This is a genomic window from Flavobacterium sp. GW821-FHT11G01, from assembly GCF_058808175.1.
Genome location: NZ_JBXARK010000001.1, coordinates 364,311 through 380,099, shown reverse-complemented (window position 1 = coordinate 380,099; position 15,789 = coordinate 364,311). Strand labels below are relative to the sequence as shown.

At 32.3% G+C, this 15,789-nt stretch carries 15 protein-coding genes; 12 read left to right on the top strand and 3 right to left on the bottom strand.

Annotated features, from left to right (window positions below):
• Nucleotides 1-272 precede the first annotated feature (272 nt).
• Nucleotides 273-2,972, top strand: a complete 2,700-nt coding sequence (locus AC1RRN_RS01635) for a TonB-dependent receptor (RefSeq protein WP_492965609.1) — start codon at nucleotides 273-275, stop codon at nucleotides 2,970-2,972.
• A 198-nt stretch (nucleotides 2,973-3,170) separates the two neighbouring features.
• Here AC1RRN_RS01635 and AC1RRN_RS01630 read toward each other — a convergent pair whose 3' ends face one another.
• Nucleotides 3,171-4,337 (bottom strand): peptidase associated/transthyretin-like domain-containing protein, encoded by a 1,167-nt coding sequence (locus AC1RRN_RS01630; protein WP_492965608.1) that lies wholly within the window; start codon nucleotides 4,335-4,337, stop codon nucleotides 3,171-3,173.
• Between the two features lie 165 nt (nucleotides 4,338-4,502).
• On the bottom strand, nucleotides 4,503-4,850 hold the full coding sequence (locus AC1RRN_RS01625) for a 4Fe-4S dicluster domain-containing protein (RefSeq protein WP_072971397.1): 348 nt from the start codon (nucleotides 4,848-4,850) through the stop codon (nucleotides 4,503-4,505).
• A gap of 136 nt (nucleotides 4,851-4,986) precedes the next feature.
• On the opposite strand from AC1RRN_RS01625, the gene AC1RRN_RS01620 reads away from it, so the two are divergent.
• From AC1RRN_RS01620 to AC1RRN_RS01595, 6 genes are all read left to right on the top strand, one after another.
• On the top strand, nucleotides 4,987-6,060 hold the full coding sequence (locus tag AC1RRN_RS01620) for an acyl-CoA reductase (protein ID WP_492965607.1): 1,074 nt from the start codon (nucleotides 4,987-4,989) through the stop codon (nucleotides 6,058-6,060).
• Nucleotides 6,061-6,153: 93 nt separating this feature from the next.
• Complete coding sequence (gene serC, locus AC1RRN_RS01615; protein ID WP_492965605.1) at nucleotides 6,154-7,224, top strand: 3-phosphoserine/phosphohydroxythreonine transaminase; 1,071 nt, start codon at nucleotides 6,154-6,156, stop codon at nucleotides 7,222-7,224.
• A gap of 103 nt (nucleotides 7,225-7,327) precedes the next feature.
• Nucleotides 7,328-8,278, top strand: a complete 951-nt coding sequence (locus AC1RRN_RS01610) for a D-2-hydroxyacid dehydrogenase (RefSeq protein WP_074656980.1) — start codon at nucleotides 7,328-7,330, stop codon at nucleotides 8,276-8,278.
• A 108-nt stretch (nucleotides 8,279-8,386) separates the two neighbouring features.
• Entirely contained in the window at nucleotides 8,387-8,950 is a 564-nt protein-coding gene (locus AC1RRN_RS01605) for a DUF937 domain-containing protein (RefSeq protein ID WP_492965604.1), read from the top strand.
• 189 nt (nucleotides 8,951-9,139) lie between these two features.
• Nucleotides 9,140-9,580, top strand: coding sequence for a DUF6146 family protein (locus AC1RRN_RS01600; RefSeq protein WP_492965603.1), 441 nt, complete (start codon nucleotides 9,140-9,142; stop codon nucleotides 9,578-9,580).
• A 33-nt stretch (nucleotides 9,581-9,613) separates the two neighbouring features.
• The gene (locus tag AC1RRN_RS01595; RefSeq protein ID WP_074656977.1) at nucleotides 9,614-9,916 is read left to right on the top strand and encodes a DUF6787 family protein; all 303 of its coding nucleotides are present in this window, start codon (nucleotides 9,614-9,616) and stop codon (nucleotides 9,914-9,916) included.
• Here AC1RRN_RS01595 and AC1RRN_RS01590 read toward each other — a convergent pair.
• Nucleotides 9,913-10,212: a hypothetical protein gene (locus tag AC1RRN_RS01590; RefSeq protein WP_492965602.1), complete on the bottom strand. Its 300-nt coding sequence runs from the start codon at nucleotides 10,210-10,212 to the stop codon at nucleotides 9,913-9,915. The two genes, AC1RRN_RS01595 and AC1RRN_RS01590, sit on opposite strands and share 4 nt — an antisense overlap.
• A 170-nt stretch (nucleotides 10,213-10,382) precedes the next feature.
• Between AC1RRN_RS01590 and AC1RRN_RS01585 the strand changes: the two genes are divergently transcribed.
• From AC1RRN_RS01585 to AC1RRN_RS01565, 5 genes are all read left to right on the top strand, one after another.
• Nucleotides 10,383-11,048: an ABC transporter ATP-binding protein gene (locus tag AC1RRN_RS01585; RefSeq protein WP_492965601.1), complete on the top strand. Its 666-nt coding sequence runs from the start codon at nucleotides 10,383-10,385 to the stop codon at nucleotides 11,046-11,048.
• Nucleotides 11,049-11,121: 73 nt separating this feature from the next.
• The gene (locus AC1RRN_RS01580) at nucleotides 11,122-11,886 is read left to right on the top strand and encodes a TIGR02757 family protein (RefSeq protein WP_492965600.1); all 765 of its coding nucleotides are present in this window, start codon (nucleotides 11,122-11,124) and stop codon (nucleotides 11,884-11,886) included.
• A gap of 73 nt (nucleotides 11,887-11,959) precedes the next feature.
• A complete protein-coding gene (locus tag AC1RRN_RS01575; RefSeq protein ID WP_492965599.1) occupies nucleotides 11,960-13,021 on the top strand; it encodes a HEAT repeat domain-containing protein in 1,062 nt (353 codons plus the stop codon).
• A complete protein-coding gene (locus tag AC1RRN_RS01570; protein WP_492965598.1) occupies nucleotides 13,018-14,454 on the top strand; it encodes a glycosyltransferase family 2 protein in 1,437 nt (478 codons plus the stop codon). The genes AC1RRN_RS01575 and AC1RRN_RS01570 overlap by 4 nt, the downstream gene beginning before the upstream one ends.
• A gap of 7 nt (nucleotides 14,455-14,461) precedes the next feature.
• Nucleotides 14,462-15,724, top strand: coding sequence for a YaiO family outer membrane beta-barrel protein (locus AC1RRN_RS01565; protein ID WP_492965597.1), 1,263 nt, complete (start codon nucleotides 14,462-14,464; stop codon nucleotides 15,722-15,724).
• Nucleotides 15,725-15,789: the final 65 nt, after the last annotated feature.

The window sequence follows — 15,789 nt, the reverse complement described above, 5'->3', positions numbered from 1 at the left end:
GCTACATCAAAAATGCTACTCCTTATATATACGAGTCATTTTTAATGTTTTATATTTTTTGTTATGATCTTTTGTTTCTGCCAAAATGATATTTTTTGGCTTTAAAATTTTGCAAATATAAGATTTAATAGCTCGTAAGTGAAGTAAAAATGACGATTAATGTATTTTAAAGTACCTTCTTGAAAAAAATTAAACTTTTTATTAAGTTTTTGTTAAAAAATACTACTTTTATCAAATAACAAACAAAACAATAAACCAAAAAGAACCAAACCATGAAAAAGATTGTATTATTATTATTTCTATTAAATACAGCATTTCTTTTTGCTCAAAAAGAAGTCTCGGGTGTTGTAAAAGATAAAACCGGAACACCACTTCCGGGCGTAAATATTATCGAAAAAGGAACTACAAATGGCGTTTCTACTGATGTAGACGGCGGTTTTAAAATAAAAGTAAAAGAAGGTGCTAAATTAGTTTTTAGTTATGTTGGGTTTTCAACTGTCGAAAAAATAGCCTCAGATAAAATGGAAATTAATCTGGACGAAAGCGGCGGTCAGGTTTTAAATGACGTTGTCGTTGTGGGTTCCAGAAGTACCAAGAGAACAGTTGTTAATTCTGCCGTTCCTATTGATGTTATTAATGTGAAAGATGTAACAACACAAAGTGGTAAAATTGAAATTAATCAGTTATTACAATATGTAGCTCCTTCATTCAATGCCAACAAACAATCAGGTTCTGATGGGGCTGACCACGTTGATCCGGCTTCTTTAAGAGGTATGGGACCAGACCAGACTTTGGTTTTGATTAACGGAAAAAGAAGACATCAATCGTCTTTAATCAATTTATTTGGAACTCGTGGTCGTGGAAATACGGGAACAGATTTGAATGCTATTCCAGCTGCTTCTATCAAAAGAATTGAGATTTTGCGTGATGGCGCTGCTGCACAATACGGCTCTGATGCTATTGCCGGTGTTATTAATATCATAACAAACGACAACGTAAATGAATTTACAGGATCTATAACCTATGGTGTTTTTAATACTCATGCGAAAGGTGATTTCCCTACAGGAACAGCTAATACAGAAGGCTATAGATTAGACAAACATGGTAATGGAAATTCATTTGGAAAAGATCAGGATTTTGATGGAGGATCTGTACAAGTCTCTGCTAACTATGGAACTAAGATCGGAAGTAAAGGCGGTTATGTAAATGTAACAGGAGAATTTTTGAATAAAAATAAAACATTAAGACCAGGTTTTGATTTTAGAAAAGGATTTGGAGAGGCTGAAATTCAAGGTGTCAATTTATTTGTAAATCTTGCTATTCCGATAGCTGATAAAACTGAATTTTATGCTTTCGGAGGAAGTAATTTCAGAGATACAGATGCTTATGCTTTTACGAGAAATGACGGAGAAAGAGTTGTTGAATCTGTATACCCTGGAGGATATACACCAAGAATTACATCTAAAATAAATGATAATTCGATCGCTGCAGGAATAAGAACAGAATCTGGTGGAGGATGGAAATGGGATTTCAGTAATACTTTGGGAAAAAACAAATTTCATTATGACATAAAAGGAACAATAAATGCTTCACTTGAAGATAAATCTCCACATGAATTTGATGCAGGAGGCCACAGTTTACTTCAAAATACTACCAATTTAGATGTTTCAAAAAACTATGACAGTATTCTTAACGGTTTCAATATAGCCTTTGGAACAGAATTCAGAGTAGAACAATTTGAAATTTTTGCTGGCGAAGAAGGTTCATATGCTACTTACGACACAAATGGAAAGCCAATTACGGATCCAACAACTCAAAGTGCTCCTATAGATCCAATCTCTGGAGAACCAAGACCTGGTGGCTCTCAGGGTTTCCCTGGATATAGCCCATTGAATGAGGTCAATAAAGATCGCACGAATTTCTCATTATATACTGACGCTGAGTTAGATGTTACGGAAGGATTTATGGTAAGTGGGGCAGTTCGTTTTGAAAATTATAGTGATTTTGGAAGTACTGTGAATGGAAAATTAGCATCGAGATTAAAATTGAGTGATCATTTTAATTTAAGAGGATCGGTTAGTACAGGGTTTCGTGCACCTTCTTTAGCTCAAATTTATTATAACTTGCGTTTCACTAATTTCAGTTCAGCGGGGGCTACAGAAGTTTTATTAGCCTCTAATGACAGTGAAATCACGAGAGCATTTGGAATTCAAAAATTAAATGAAGAAAAAGCCTTAAATGCTTCTTTAGGTTTTACAGCAAATTTTGGAGATTTTACAGCAACTGTTGATGGATATTTAATAAATGTAAAAGACAGAATTGTTTTAACGGGTTATTTTGATGCATCAGCTTTGCCGGGAAATATTGATAAAGCGCAATTTTTCGTAAATGGTGTAGATACAAAAACGAAAGGATTGGATATCGTCTTAGCATGGAAAAAAACAATAAATGAAAACAGATTTGGAGCAACTCTTGTCGGAAACATTAATGATATGAAAATTGACAAGGTAAAAAATGGCGATCTGGATGAAAAAACATTTTTTGGAGAACGCGATAAAGCCTTTTTATTAGCTTCTGCTCCACCAAATAAATTTGGCTTAAATCTTAATTATGGCAGAAAATGGTTTGATGCAGGATTAGCTTTTACAAGATTTAGTGAAGTAAAATTACTAGATTATCAAATGGATGAAGATCCTGAAGATTACAGAACTTCTCCAACTGAAACCGATGCACAGGTATTTGCAAATCAAAAAGCAGCTGCTACAGATACCTATGGAGCAAAAATTGTAACTGATTTAACTTTAGGCTTTAAAGTAGCCAAATCAACTAAAATTAGCATTGGTGCTAATAACTTACTAAACATTTACCCAGACCAGCAAGATGACTGGGTTGAAGCAGGAGGTTATTGGGATGCAGTTCAAATGGGTTTCAGCGGTGCTTATTACTATGCAAGACTTGGATTTAATTTCTAATGAATATTTTAAACACATAGAAACGTAAATTTTCACTTTTAACGAATTAGTATAGTAAGAACTTATTTCGCATAGTTCTAATTTAAGATTTAAAAGCGAATAGCTTTCTCCGGATCGCAAATTTATTCTTCTATGTGTTCTAAAAAACAAAAAATCCTGAGTGTAAAGCTCAGGTTTTTTTTATTCTGTGTTTTAAAACTACAGCTTAAATTCTAATGAATTTATAATTCCTTTTTCTTCTTCAGTAGCAGTAAATCCGGATAAATCCCAATATTTGGTCAGGATTTTGTTCTTTTTATTAAAAAGCGTTTTCTCTTTAAAAACATCACTTTCTTTATAAGTAAAGTTTTGTCTGTTGAAATTTGTTGTGATAAAATTATTTCGAACCTGAATGTTTTTTTTGATCTGATCTTTTAAAATAAGATCATAAGCGATTTCTTCATTCGAACTTAAAAGATAATAATCTTCACCATCGATTCTATAAGTTACCTTAACTTGCGATCTGGTGACATTTTTTGAGCCCACTTTTGTTTGTTCTTCAATTTGAGCGAGATTTCCCGGCGCAATAATAATACTGAATTCTACAATTAACTTTTTTGTCGGATCGTATATAATCTCAAAAGTATCCAGCGCTTTTTTAGATTTATCCAAAGGCGTTACTGACATTATATAATAATCCTTATTATTTGGATGGCCTTTTGTTGTGAACTCGTATTCTTTCTTTGTTTTTGAATCTAAAAGAGGGTCAAAATATTTTAAATTTGAATAATTCTCCATAATGTTATTCAAATTATATCCCATTAAATCGGCACTAACATCATTTTCCAACAAGCCATAAGACCTGTTTTGCTCTACTAATAATGTTGTAGTTGATTGCTTTTGATTTCCTTCAAATTGAAAATTGACTAATCCGTCATTATAATAAGAGTATTTATTATCTAACATAAAAAACTCTCTTACATAGACTTTTAACCTATAAGCATTTGCCAGTTTTTGCCTTGAATTAGAAACAATTTTTTGAAGATTTTTTTCTGGCTTTTCTTTTGAGACAACAATTTCATCTAGTTTATTGTTGTTATTTTTAAGATAAACAACAAATAGATCTGGTTTTAAAGGTCCCCAACGAAGTGTTACATTCTCATAATTGGTCTCCGAAACCTGAAGATTAGATGCACCGCTCAATTCAAAAGTCACCTTTCCGTCCTGATTACTTAATAATGTTTGTTTTGTTTTCATAATAAACACAGTTGCATTTTCTATAGGCAATTGTGTTTCAATATCTTTTACGACAATAGAATACTCCACTTTTTGAGCAAAAATAGAAGTGTTAACGAAAATAACAAATAAAAGTATCAGTCCTCTCATAGGCAACTTATTGAAATGTTAACATCAAATTAACAAAATAATTCATTAAGAACCGGTAAAATGTAATAAAAAAATCAAAAATAAATGATATTCGTTAAATAAAAAAAAATCCTGAGCTCAACACTCAGGATTTTTATATATAAAAATAAAATTAAGAATCGTTAATTATCCGTGCAAAAATGCTTGTCTATTCAACAAGGTTTCTTCATCTTCTACATGGTTATCGTCTGGCACACAACAATCAACAGGACATACAGCCGCACATTGAGGTTCATCATGGAAACCTTTACATTCCGTACATTTTCCAGGAACGATGTAATATACTTCATCAGATATTGGAGTTTGAGCATCTTCTGCATCCACTTCAGTTCCGTCAGGTAAAATCACTTTTCCTTTAAGACTTGTTCCATCTTTATATCTCCAATCATCAGCACCTTCATAAATTGCTGTATTTGGGCACTCTGGTTCACAAGCCCCACAATTGATGCATTCGTCTGTTATAATTATTGCCATTTTTTTTCTTAGTTACGAGTTAAAAGTTACAAGTTCAGAAATAATAATACGAACATTTTATTCTGCTTTGTCTTATAACTTAATATAGCTTATTTTTGTGCAAAATTACAATCAAAACTATTCATAAACAAACATTATGACATTAGAAACAAAAAAAAGTGTTTTTGTTGAATTAGGAAAATTTCTAAAACAATTTTCCGAAAACGATACAATTAGAAAATCGGATGTTTTGCATAACGATTTATTTTTTGATGATTTCGAAAAGCTGATCTATTTATCGCAATCTCATAATGGATGGTACACGCCTGAACAAGTGTATTTTGCAATAAAATCCTGGGCAGATGCGTTAACAGAAAAAAATCTTGACCAATGGCTTTCCAATTATGAAACTGAATTTTCTCAAAAAGGAGAAGAAGAAAAAACAGTGGCACTAATTTTAGCCGGAAATATTCCTTTAGTAGGTTTTCATGATTTTTTATCGGTTTTAATAACCGGGAATAAAGCATTAATTAAAACTTCTTCAAACGATCAGCATTTATTGCCTTTTTTAGCTAAATATTTAATTGCTGTTGATGAAAGTTTAAAAGATAAAATCACTTTCGTGGAAAGCAAACTGGAAAATTTTGATACGGTTATAGCGACCGGAAGTAATAATACAGCACGATATTTCGAATATTATTTTAAAGATAAACCTTCGATTATTCGAAAAAACAGAAATTCGGCTGCCGTTTTAAACGGTAAAGAAAGCAAAGAAGAATTAGAAGCTTTAGGCGAAGATATTTTCCGTTATTTCGGATTAGGTTGCCGAAATGTTTCGAAGATTTTTGTTCCGAAAGGATATTTATTTGATGCTTTTTTTGAGGGAATTTTCAAATATCAGGATGTTATTCATTATGAAAAATATGCTAACAATTACGACTACAACAAAGCCGTATTTTTAATGAGTAATTTCAAATTATTGGATAATGGATTTTTGACTATTAAAGAAGATCCAAGCTATGCCTCACCTATTTCGAGTGTTTTTTATGAATTTTATGAAAATATCGAAGATTTACAAACTCGCCTTCAAGCTGATTCTGAACAAATTCAGTGCATCGTTAGCAATGATTTAATTGAAAATAGTATTCCATTCGGGCAAACGCAAAATCCGCAATTGTGGGATTATGCAGATAACGTAGATACTATAACGTTTTTGTTAACAACAAAGTAAAAATATGTTTAATTATTTCGAATAATTTATCGCTTTTTCAGCTCCTATTGCCGAAATTTGCATCTTTAAAATTTTCGACTATTAACAACAACCATGAAAAAACACAACTACAGCGCAGGTCCAAGTATTTTACCTCAGGAAGTTTTTGAGAAGGCATCAAAAGCAATTTTAAATTTTAATGATTCAGGATTATCAATCCTTGAAATTTCGCACCGAAGTAAAGATTTCGTTGCTGTTATGGATGAAGCTCGCTCCCTTGCTTTAGAGTTATTAGGACTTCAGGGAAAAGGATACCAAGCCTTATTTTTACAAGGTGGTGCAAGTACTGCATTCTTAATGGCTCCTTACAACCTGATGAAAGAAAACGGGAAAGCAGCTTATTTAGATTCAGGAACATGGGCAACTGCTGCAATAAAAGAAGCTAAATATTTTGGAGAAACTGTTGTTGTAGCTTCTTCAAAAGAAGAAAATTACAACCATATTCCAAAAGGATACACAATACCAACTGATGCAGATTATTTTCACTGCACAAGTAACAATACTATTTTTGGAACTCAAATGAAAGAATTCCCGGCAACTAACATTCCTGTTGTTTGCGACATGAGTTCTGATATTTTTTCACGCGAATTGGATTTCTCAAAATTTGATTTAATCTATGCCGGAGCTCAAAAAAATATGGGTCCTGCAGGAACTACTTTGGTAGTGGTTAAAGAAGAAATTTTAGAAAAAAGCGGAAGAACAATTCCGAGTATGTTAGATTACGCTAAGCATATTAAAGCAGAAAGTATGTATAATACTCCTCCAGTTTTTGCTGTTTACGTATCCTTGCTGACTTTACAATGGATTAAAGAAAAAGGTGGAATCGCTGCTGTTGAAAAATTAAACAATGCAAAAGCAGAATTACTTTATACTGAAATCGACAGAAACCCATTATTTAAAGGTGCTGCAGCTGTTGAAGATCGTTCAAACATGAACGTTACTTTCTTACTAAACAATGCTGATCATACTGAAACATTCGATGCTTTATGGAAAGCAGCCGGAATTTCAGGATTACCAGGACACCGTTCTGTTGGTGGCTACAGAGCTTCTATTTACAACGCTATGCCTATCGAAAGTGTTCAGGTTTTAGTTGATGTAATGAAAGCATTGGAGTCTAAAGTTTAGTTTTTAGTCTCCAGTTTACAAAAAAGAAAAAAAGAAAAATCAAATAATTTACGTTATTTATTAATCTGAAACAGAAATAAATAACTTAAAAAATATAATTACAATGAAAGTATTAGCCAATGACGGAATTTCTAAAAGTGGAATTCTAGCCTTAGAAAAAGGTGGATTTGAAGTTATAACTACAAAAGTAGCTCAGGAACAAGTTGCTAATTTTGTAAATGAAAATAATGTAGACGTAGTTTTAGTTCGTTCTGCAACTAAAGTTCGTAAAGATATTATCGACGCATGTCCTGGTCTTAAAATTATTGGTCGTGGTGGTGTTGGTATGGATAATATCGATGTTGATTATGCTAAAAGCAAAGGAATCCACGTAATTAATACGCCTGCTTCATCATCAGAATCTGTTGCTGAATTAGTGTTTGGACACTTGTTTTCTGGTGTTCGTTTTTTACATGATTCAAACAGAAATATGCCTCTTGAAGGAGATTCAAACTTTGACGGTTTGAAAAAAGCTTATGCAAACGGAACTGAATTAAGAGGAAAAACTCTTGGTATTGTTGGTATTGGACGTATCGGGCAAGCTACTGCAAAAATGGCGCTTGGTTTAGGTATGAAGGTTATCGCTGCAGATAGCTTTATTCCGCAAGTGGATGTAAAAGTTGAGTTTTTTGACGGACAATCTATTACAACTACAATCGTTTCTCAGTCATTAGAATCTTTATTTAAAGAAGCTGATTTCATTACACTGCACGTTCCTGCTCAGGATGGTTACATCATTGGAGAAAAAGAACTGGCAATCATGAAAGATGGTGTTGGAATCGTAAACTGTGCTCGTGGTGGTGTTATTGATGAAGTAGCTTTAGTAAAAGCTTTAGATTCAGGAAAAGTTGCTTTTGCAGGTTTAGATGTTTTCGAAAGTGAACCAAAACCAGAAATGGCCATTTTAATGCATACTAAAATTTCGTTGACGCCACACATTGGAGCTGCAACCGGAGAAGCACAAGACAGAATTGGTACTGAATTAGCATCACAAATTATTTCTTTGTTGAGCTAATTAATTATAACTAAATTATTTAGAAGGGATTTATTAACATTGTTTAATAAATCCCTTTCTTTTTTTGATTAAATTTGAGTTATAAATCTAATCTAAATTCTTTAAATCATGTTTGAACAATTAACACAATTAGTAAAACAATACGGAGGTGATGCTGTTGTAAACAACACTGCTGTCCCAAATGAGCACAATGAAGCTGTGATTGGTGAGACTAGTAATTCGATATTTGCCGGATTGCAAAAAATTGCTTCAGAAGGCGGTGCAGAACAATTGGCAGGTTTATTTAACGGAACATCTTCAATAGACAGTTCTAATCCGGTTGTGCAGCAGCTAACACAGCAATTGAGTGGAAGCCTTGGTGAAAAATTTGGATTAAGCAACGCCGATTCTTCTGGTGTAGCTTCAAGTATGATTCCGCAAGTTTTAAATTCTTTAGTAAACAAAGCAAAAGACCCAAATGATAGCAGTTTTAATATTTCGGATATTATCAGTTCAATTTCCGGAAACAGCGGACAAGCTTCAAATATAATGGATACAATCTCTAAATATGGAACCCAATTTGGATTAGACCAAAACGCCGATGGAAAGTTGGATGTTGCTGATGTTATGGTTGTTGCTAAAAGTAAAGGTGGATTTTCAGCTTTTATCGGGAGATTATTTAGAAGTAAATAAATTTTAAGTTACAAAGGCTCAGAGCTGCAAAGGCTCAGAGGTTTTAAAAAAAATAAAAAAGCTGTTTGTATAAATTTACAAACAGCTTTTTGTCTTAATTCCTCCCTTTCTCCTTTGAACCTATGAACCTTTGCTTCTTTGAACCTTTTTTCAAAAAAAAATCGTAAATTTAAGGTTCAAAAATGGGTCATGAAAAAGATAATTTACATACTTGTTATAATTTTTACCATAGTCGCATGTTCTACAGCATCAAAAAATAATGCAGTTGCTGCCGCTTCACCTAAAACACATCCTGAAGTAAACGATACTGTTCGAATTGCAAATGATTCTTTAGAGTATGAAGTGATTATTATTGATAACGGTTTTAGTTACTGGTTGGCGTCAATGGCACAGCCCAGAAACTATTACTCTTTGTCATATCTTGAAAACAAAAATTATCAATACGTAACAGAATGGAATAATCGTGTATTACAACCGCAACGTTATAATCCAAATTTATATGAAATGTCAATTGATTACCGACCTCAGATTCATTATGGTTACGAAGTAAATTACTTGATTTACAATTACATGATTTATTTTCAAAATACATACAAACAAAAGCTTGGCGGGTATGTTCCAATACGATAATGTTGCTATATTTGTAATCGTTTTAAATAAAGCATGGATAAACTAAAGAAACGTTGGGGCATTACCTCAAATTTACAAGCCATAATTATACTTATCGTTTTTGCTATCACAGGATCAGCATCTGCGTGGCTGTCTAAACCTTTTTGCGTTTGGTTGGGCATCACAAAAGAAGATTTTGGTGGTTGGTTTACTTTAATTCGTTTGTTGATTATCTTCCCTATTTATCAGGTTTTGTTAGTCGCCATAGGAACTGTTTTTGGTCAATTCCGCTTCTTTTGGAACTTCGAAAAGAAAATGCTTAAGAATATGGGATTAGGATTTCTATTCAAAAACTAAATTTCGGTATTTCTTTTTTGAAAATAGTAGGTATAAATCCACGTAAGTGTAAAGGAAGGAATCACATCTGTAAACGGAATTATCTCCTCTAAAAAAGTCAAAATACTGGCAACCTTCCCCACTCTCCCTTTATACATTCTGGTCATTATAAAAGCAGCTATTGGTGCCCAAATCACATCTGAAAACTCACCAATTAAAGGAATGCTGAAAGAAATCATACCAATTCCATCCAAAAGCAAACCTAAAAGGAGTTTTCTCATTTTATCTTCTTCGTTTATTACTTCTAAATCTTGCATTTTCAATTCAATTAGAGATTATTCGAATTTAAAAAGAAATTAGCAAAATCGTTTATTTCTAATGACAATTTTCTTTTTTAATTTCCACATTATAAAGCTTGAATTTAATTTTTTGTTAACCCATTTTTATATCGACAGAATCTTTGTTTCTTTGTAGAAACAGTTTCAAAATGATACACGCAAAAAATATACATAAATTCTACGATCAGCTTGAGGTTTTAAAAGGAGTTGATTTGCATATAAAAAAAGGTGAAATTGTTTCTATTGTTGGCGCTTCAGGTGCCGGAAAAACAACTTTATTACAAATTTTAGGAACTTTAGATAAACCTTCAAAATCAGAAAGCGAAACTTCATTAACTATTAATGGAGAAAATATTTTAGGACTGAATGATAAAACACTATCCAAATTCAGAAATTTAAATTTAGGTTTCATTTTTCAGTTTCATCAACTCTTACCCGAATTTACAGCCTTAGAAAACGTGTGTATTCCAGCTTATATTGCAGGTAAAAAACCATCTGAAACAGAAGCTGAAGCTAAAAAATTATTGACTTTTTTAGGATTATCACATCGTATCAATCATAAACCAAATGAACTTTCAGGCGGTGAACAGCAGCGTGTTGCTGTTGCGAGAGCTTTAATCAACAAACCTGATGTTATTTTTGCCGATGAACCTTCGGGAAATTTAGATACACATTCTGCCGAAAATTTACATCAGTTATTTTTTCAGCTTCGTGATGAATTCGGACAAACATTTGTCATTGTAACACATAATGAAGAATTGGCTAATATGGCTGATAGAAAATTAATAATGGTAGACGGGCAGATTAGTAATTAGGAACTATTTACTGCGTCAGTTCACTATCTTTAGTGTCCTTCTTTCACTCAAACAAAAAGAACTTTCATTTCAAATGAACCAAAAAGAACTCAAAGAATTTCTTGACGAAAAAGTCATTCAATACAACAATCAGGATTTTATTGAAAGTGATCCTGTTCAAATTCCACATTTATTTACTCAAAAAGAAGACATTGAAATTGCCGGTTTTTTAAGTGCAACAATTGCCTGGGGAAACCGTAAAATGATCATCAAAAATTCGCATCAAATGATGGAATTAATGGGCAATACGCCTTATGATTTTGTCATGTCACACTCAAATGAAGATTTAGAACGATTGGAAAATTTTGTTCATCGTACTTTCAACGGAAAAGATTTTGGTGGATTCATAAAAGGATTACAGCATATTTATAAAAATCACAGCGGCTTAGAAGCAGTATTTGCTAAAAATCAGGAAGAAAATAGTTTGCAGAAAAGCATACATGAATTCAAAAAGATATTTTTTGAAATTGATCATTTACCAAGAACTCAAAAACATATTTCAGATCCTTTGAATAATTCGGCAGCAAAAAGAATCAACATGTATTTACGATGGATGGTTCGTCAGGATTCAAAAGGTGTCGATTTAGGAATCTGGAAGACCATTTCTCCATCCTCATTATCTTGCCCGTTGGATGTACATTCCGGAAATGTAGCCCGAAAATTAGGCATACTTTCCCGAAAACAGAATGATGGAAGAGCTTTAGCAGAACTAGATTTAAAACTTCGTGAAATGGATTCGCAAGATCCTGTAAAATATGACTTTGCACTTTTTGGGCTTGGGGTTTTTGAAGGATTTTAACTACAAAAAAGCGCTTCAAATATTAGCTTTATAACTTTTTTTTTCGTAATATTACAATATAAATCTATATTGTATGGAAAAGCTTATAGAGTATATCAAACATTTCGTTATTCCATTTTTTTTTATTCTCAGCCTATCGTTAATAGTTGTTTTGCTTCTAAAAAGAATCTATTATCAATACAACCTGCCTTATAGACATCAAATTATACGAAAATCAGAAATATTTCTAACAGAAATCACCTTATCAAAACCTGATAAAAACACATTAAAATATAAAATAGCAAAATTCAAATCTGAAATTCCAATTCGCAAAACATGGTGCAAAGAAATGCTCATTTGCGATATGATCAGAATGAAAAGCAATTTAAAAGGAAAAACAGCTAAAAATATCCTTTTAATTTACAAAGAACTTGATTTAAATCATTATTCAGCCAGTTTAATTCGGGACTTTAGAAAATATAAAAAATGTGAAGGAATCTATCATTTTCATGCGTTAGGTTACAAACCGGGAATTTCACTTTTAAAAAAATATTTATTTCATCCCAATAAAATCATTCGATCTAATGCCAATATTGCTTATTTGGCTTTATCCAAAGGCAATTGGCAGGCGGTTGATAAACTTCAAATTAAAATTTCCATCATTACAACCATAAAAGTTATGGATGTACTGCATTCTGAAAATATACCACAACCTGCACAATTAGACCTTTGGATTCAGGCGAAAAGTCCAACCATTTTAAAACTGGCAGTGATGACAATGGTTTTTTATAATTACAGAAATAAATCGGCAGAAATAATAAAATTACTGCATCACGAAGATAAAGCCTTAAAAATTGATGTTATTACAGCGATTCAGGATCTTTTTTTAGAAGAAGCCGAAGACGAAATGTTGTCTTTGATTTACAATGAACCCATCGAAATTCAGTTAGAAATGCTGGAAGCCTTAGGCACAATTGGATCTGAAAAAACGATTGCTTTTCTGAAAACTGAAATTCCAAAACAGGAAATAAAAGATATAAAATTAAAGATGGTATGTTCCTTGGATAATTTAGATCGTGAAAGTTTAAATGTATTAGGAAAACAAGATTCAGACACACAAAAAATGATTAATCACAACAGAAAATTAGAACTATGATACATGATATTCTATCTTATCTGATTCGCTGTTACGATATTTTTGTGACCACTTTTTCTCTTGGCTATATTTTATTTTACATTTTTTTATCCATTTTATCGTATTGGGCGATCATAAAACATTTAAAATATCAAAAATATCTGGAAGAAGAAGTTTTGCTTCGTTCCAACCATATCTTAGGTGTTTCAGTTGTTGCACCAGCCTTTAATGAAGGATTAAATATTGTATATAATGTAAAATCATTGCTTTCCTTAACGTATCCCAAGTTTGAAATTATTATCGTCAACGATGGAAGTAGCGATGATACTCTCGAAAAATTAATATCCGAATTTGATTTGGTTAAAATTGATTTTTATTATCAGGAAAAAATTGTGACACAACCCGTAAGAGGACATTACAAATCAAAAAATCCTGTATATTCTAAACTACTGGTTGTCGACAAAGTAAACGGAAAAAGTAAAGCCGATGCATCTAACGCAGGAATAAACTCCTCACAATATCCTTTGTTTTTATGTACCGATGTGGATTGCATTTTAAAAAGCGATACCATTTTAAAACTGGCAAAACCCTTCATGGAAAATGAAACGAGAGTTATTGCAACCGGTGCAGGAATAAGAATTTCAAATTCATGTGATATTAAAGAAGGATTTTTATTTAAGGTACATTATCCAAAAGAATGGTATCCGCGCTTTCAGGAATTGGAATATGTACGCTCTTTTTTATTTGGACGAATGGCGTGGAGCCAGATAAACGGACTTCTTCTTGTTTCTGGTGGATTAGGCATGTTCGATAAAGATATTGTTATTAAAGCTGGTGGTTATTGGCATAAATCTTTAGGAGAAGATATGGAGCTTGTAACACGTATGCGAAAATATATGCATGATACAAATGAAAAATTTTTGATTCAATATATTCCCGAATCACTTTGCTGGACAGAAGTTCCGAGTACAAAAGAAGTATTTTTAAGGCAACGAATACGTTGGGCAAGAGGATTGATACAAACACTTTATTTGCATAGAAAAATGTTTTTAAATCCAAAATACGGAAGAACAGCTTTCCTGGTCCTTCCTTTCTTTTTCAGTTTTGAATTTTTAGTTCCAATTATAGAATTTTTGGGTGTTATAACTTTAGTTGTCAGTCTTGCATTTGGGTTGGTCGATTTTCAATATCTTTTAATAATAAGTACGATCGTATACCTGTTTTATCTTTCGATAACGATAATATCCATTTTGATTGACGAAATATTATATAAAAGCTACGCCAACTACAAAGAATTAATTACGCTTGTCGGAATGGCAATTATTGAACCTTTTGTCTATCATCCCATTAATGTTTATGCCTCATTAAAGGGGTATTGGTATTTCTTTTCTCAAAAGGAACAAAAATGGGGTGTAATGGTTCGCAAAGGTTATGAAAAACCCGCTAAAAAATAATTTGAAGATGAAAATCAATACGATACATATAGCCAAACTGTTTTTTTGTCTGTTTCTATTTTTTAATCAAAATATAAAAGCACAGAAAAAAATTGATACCGATAGTCTTTTGACTGTTATTATCACGGATATGAAAACGAATGAACCTAATTATAATCTTAATATTCAGAGAGCTTTATTAGGAAAAAAATTAGCACCGGATTATCTTGATTTCCATTTAATTTTGGGCCGCAATTATGATTTGAATAAAGTAAAAGACAGCGCCAGATACTATTATAATTACGTAATTGATAAAAACCCAAAATATCAGGAAGCATTTCTTTATCTAATAAATTTAGATTTAGAAGAAAAAAAATATGACGAAGGTGTTATTTTAGCAAATAAAGCAATCGAATTATATCCAGATGATAAAACATTCCGTTTAAGACGAATTGCTTTCTATACTTCACAAAACGATACCGAAAACGAAGCTAAATATCTGAAATCTATTAGAGCTAAATTTCCAAATGATCCGGAAATTGAGCAGCATCTTTTTGCATTGTATTCTAAAGTTAATATGGATCGTATAGGGGCCTATTACAATTATACACATATTAGTCGTGACGGCATTGGTCCCTGGCATTTAGCAAGTGTCGATTATTTGAGACAGCGATTATGGGGAAGTTTGATTGGAAGAGTGAGTTATGCTAAAAGATTTTCATCTAATTTAGTAATGGCAAGCGGCCTTCAATTTGAGATTGAGTCTTATCTTTATGCAAAAAACAATAATTACTCTTACATTGATGTGGCTTACAGTCAGGATGATGCTTTTCCTGAATGGAGATTAGGTTATTCGTATTTTCATAATTTTGGTAAAGGCTGGGAAGCTGATTTAGGAGCACGTTATATTAAAATGCAGGATAATAGCGATTTAAAAACACTAAATGTTGGATTAGGAAAGTATTTTGGGTCTTATTGGGTTAACCTAAGATCTTATATTCAGGAAAATGGTACTTCATTTACTTTGACCTCCAGATATTATTATAAAACAAAATATGATTATATAACACTTATTGCGGGTTACGGAACTTCACCCGACGATAGAACAAGAGCTGCAGAATATGAAACAAGAATGTCTTTGCGTTCTTACCGTATAAGTGGTGGTTTCTATAAGCTGATTAAAAGCCATTACATTTTTGGAATTCTCATCACAGATAATGAACAGGAATATGTAGCAAACAAATTTCAAACAGAACTCGATTTTGCGTTTTTAATGCAATATAAATTTTAAATATTATGAAAAAAAAGTATCACGCTTATGTACCCCAAATCTTTTTTTTCTTATTTAGTTACACA

Excerpts from the sequence above, each read along its gene's own strand:
- AC1RRN_RS01565 (WP_492965597.1), top strand. The coding sequence starts at position 14,462 with ATGAAAATCAATACGATACATATAGCCAAACTGTTTTTTTGTCTGTTT.
- serC (WP_492965605.1), top strand. The coding sequence starts at position 6,154 with ATGAAAAAACACAACTACAGCGCAGGTCCAAGTATTTTACCTCAGGAA.
- AC1RRN_RS01605 (WP_492965604.1), top strand. The coding sequence starts at position 8,387 with ATGTTTGAACAATTAACACAATTAGTAAAACAATACGGAGGTGATGCT.
- AC1RRN_RS01590 (WP_492965602.1), bottom strand. The coding sequence starts at position 10,212 with ATGCAAGATTTAGAAGTAATAAACGAAGAAGATAAAATGAGAAAACTC.
- AC1RRN_RS01595 (WP_074656977.1), top strand. The coding sequence starts at position 9,614 with ATGGATAAACTAAAGAAACGTTGGGGCATTACCTCAAATTTACAAGCC.
- AC1RRN_RS01570 (WP_492965598.1), top strand. The coding sequence starts at position 13,018 with ATGATACATGATATTCTATCTTATCTGATTCGCTGTTACGATATTTTT.
- AC1RRN_RS01635 (WP_492965609.1), top strand. The coding sequence starts at position 273 with ATGAAAAAGATTGTATTATTATTATTTCTATTAAATACAGCATTTCTT.
- AC1RRN_RS01630 (WP_492965608.1), bottom strand. The coding sequence starts at position 4,337 with ATGAGAGGACTGATACTTTTATTTGTTATTTTCGTTAACACTTCTATT.
- AC1RRN_RS01620 (WP_492965607.1), top strand. The coding sequence starts at position 4,987 with ATGACATTAGAAACAAAAAAAAGTGTTTTTGTTGAATTAGGAAAATTT.
- AC1RRN_RS01575 (WP_492965599.1), top strand. The coding sequence starts at position 11,960 with ATGGAAAAGCTTATAGAGTATATCAAACATTTCGTTATTCCATTTTTT.
- AC1RRN_RS01585 (WP_492965601.1), top strand. The coding sequence starts at position 10,383 with ATGATACACGCAAAAAATATACATAAATTCTACGATCAGCTTGAGGTT.
- AC1RRN_RS01625 (WP_072971397.1), bottom strand. The coding sequence starts at position 4,850 with ATGGCAATAATTATAACAGACGAATGCATCAATTGTGGGGCTTGTGAA.
- AC1RRN_RS01600 (WP_492965603.1), top strand. The coding sequence starts at position 9,140 with ATGAAAAAGATAATTTACATACTTGTTATAATTTTTACCATAGTCGCA.
- AC1RRN_RS01580 (WP_492965600.1), top strand. The coding sequence starts at position 11,122 with ATGAACCAAAAAGAACTCAAAGAATTTCTTGACGAAAAAGTCATTCAA.
- AC1RRN_RS01610 (WP_074656980.1), top strand. The coding sequence starts at position 7,328 with ATGAAAGTATTAGCCAATGACGGAATTTCTAAAAGTGGAATTCTAGCC.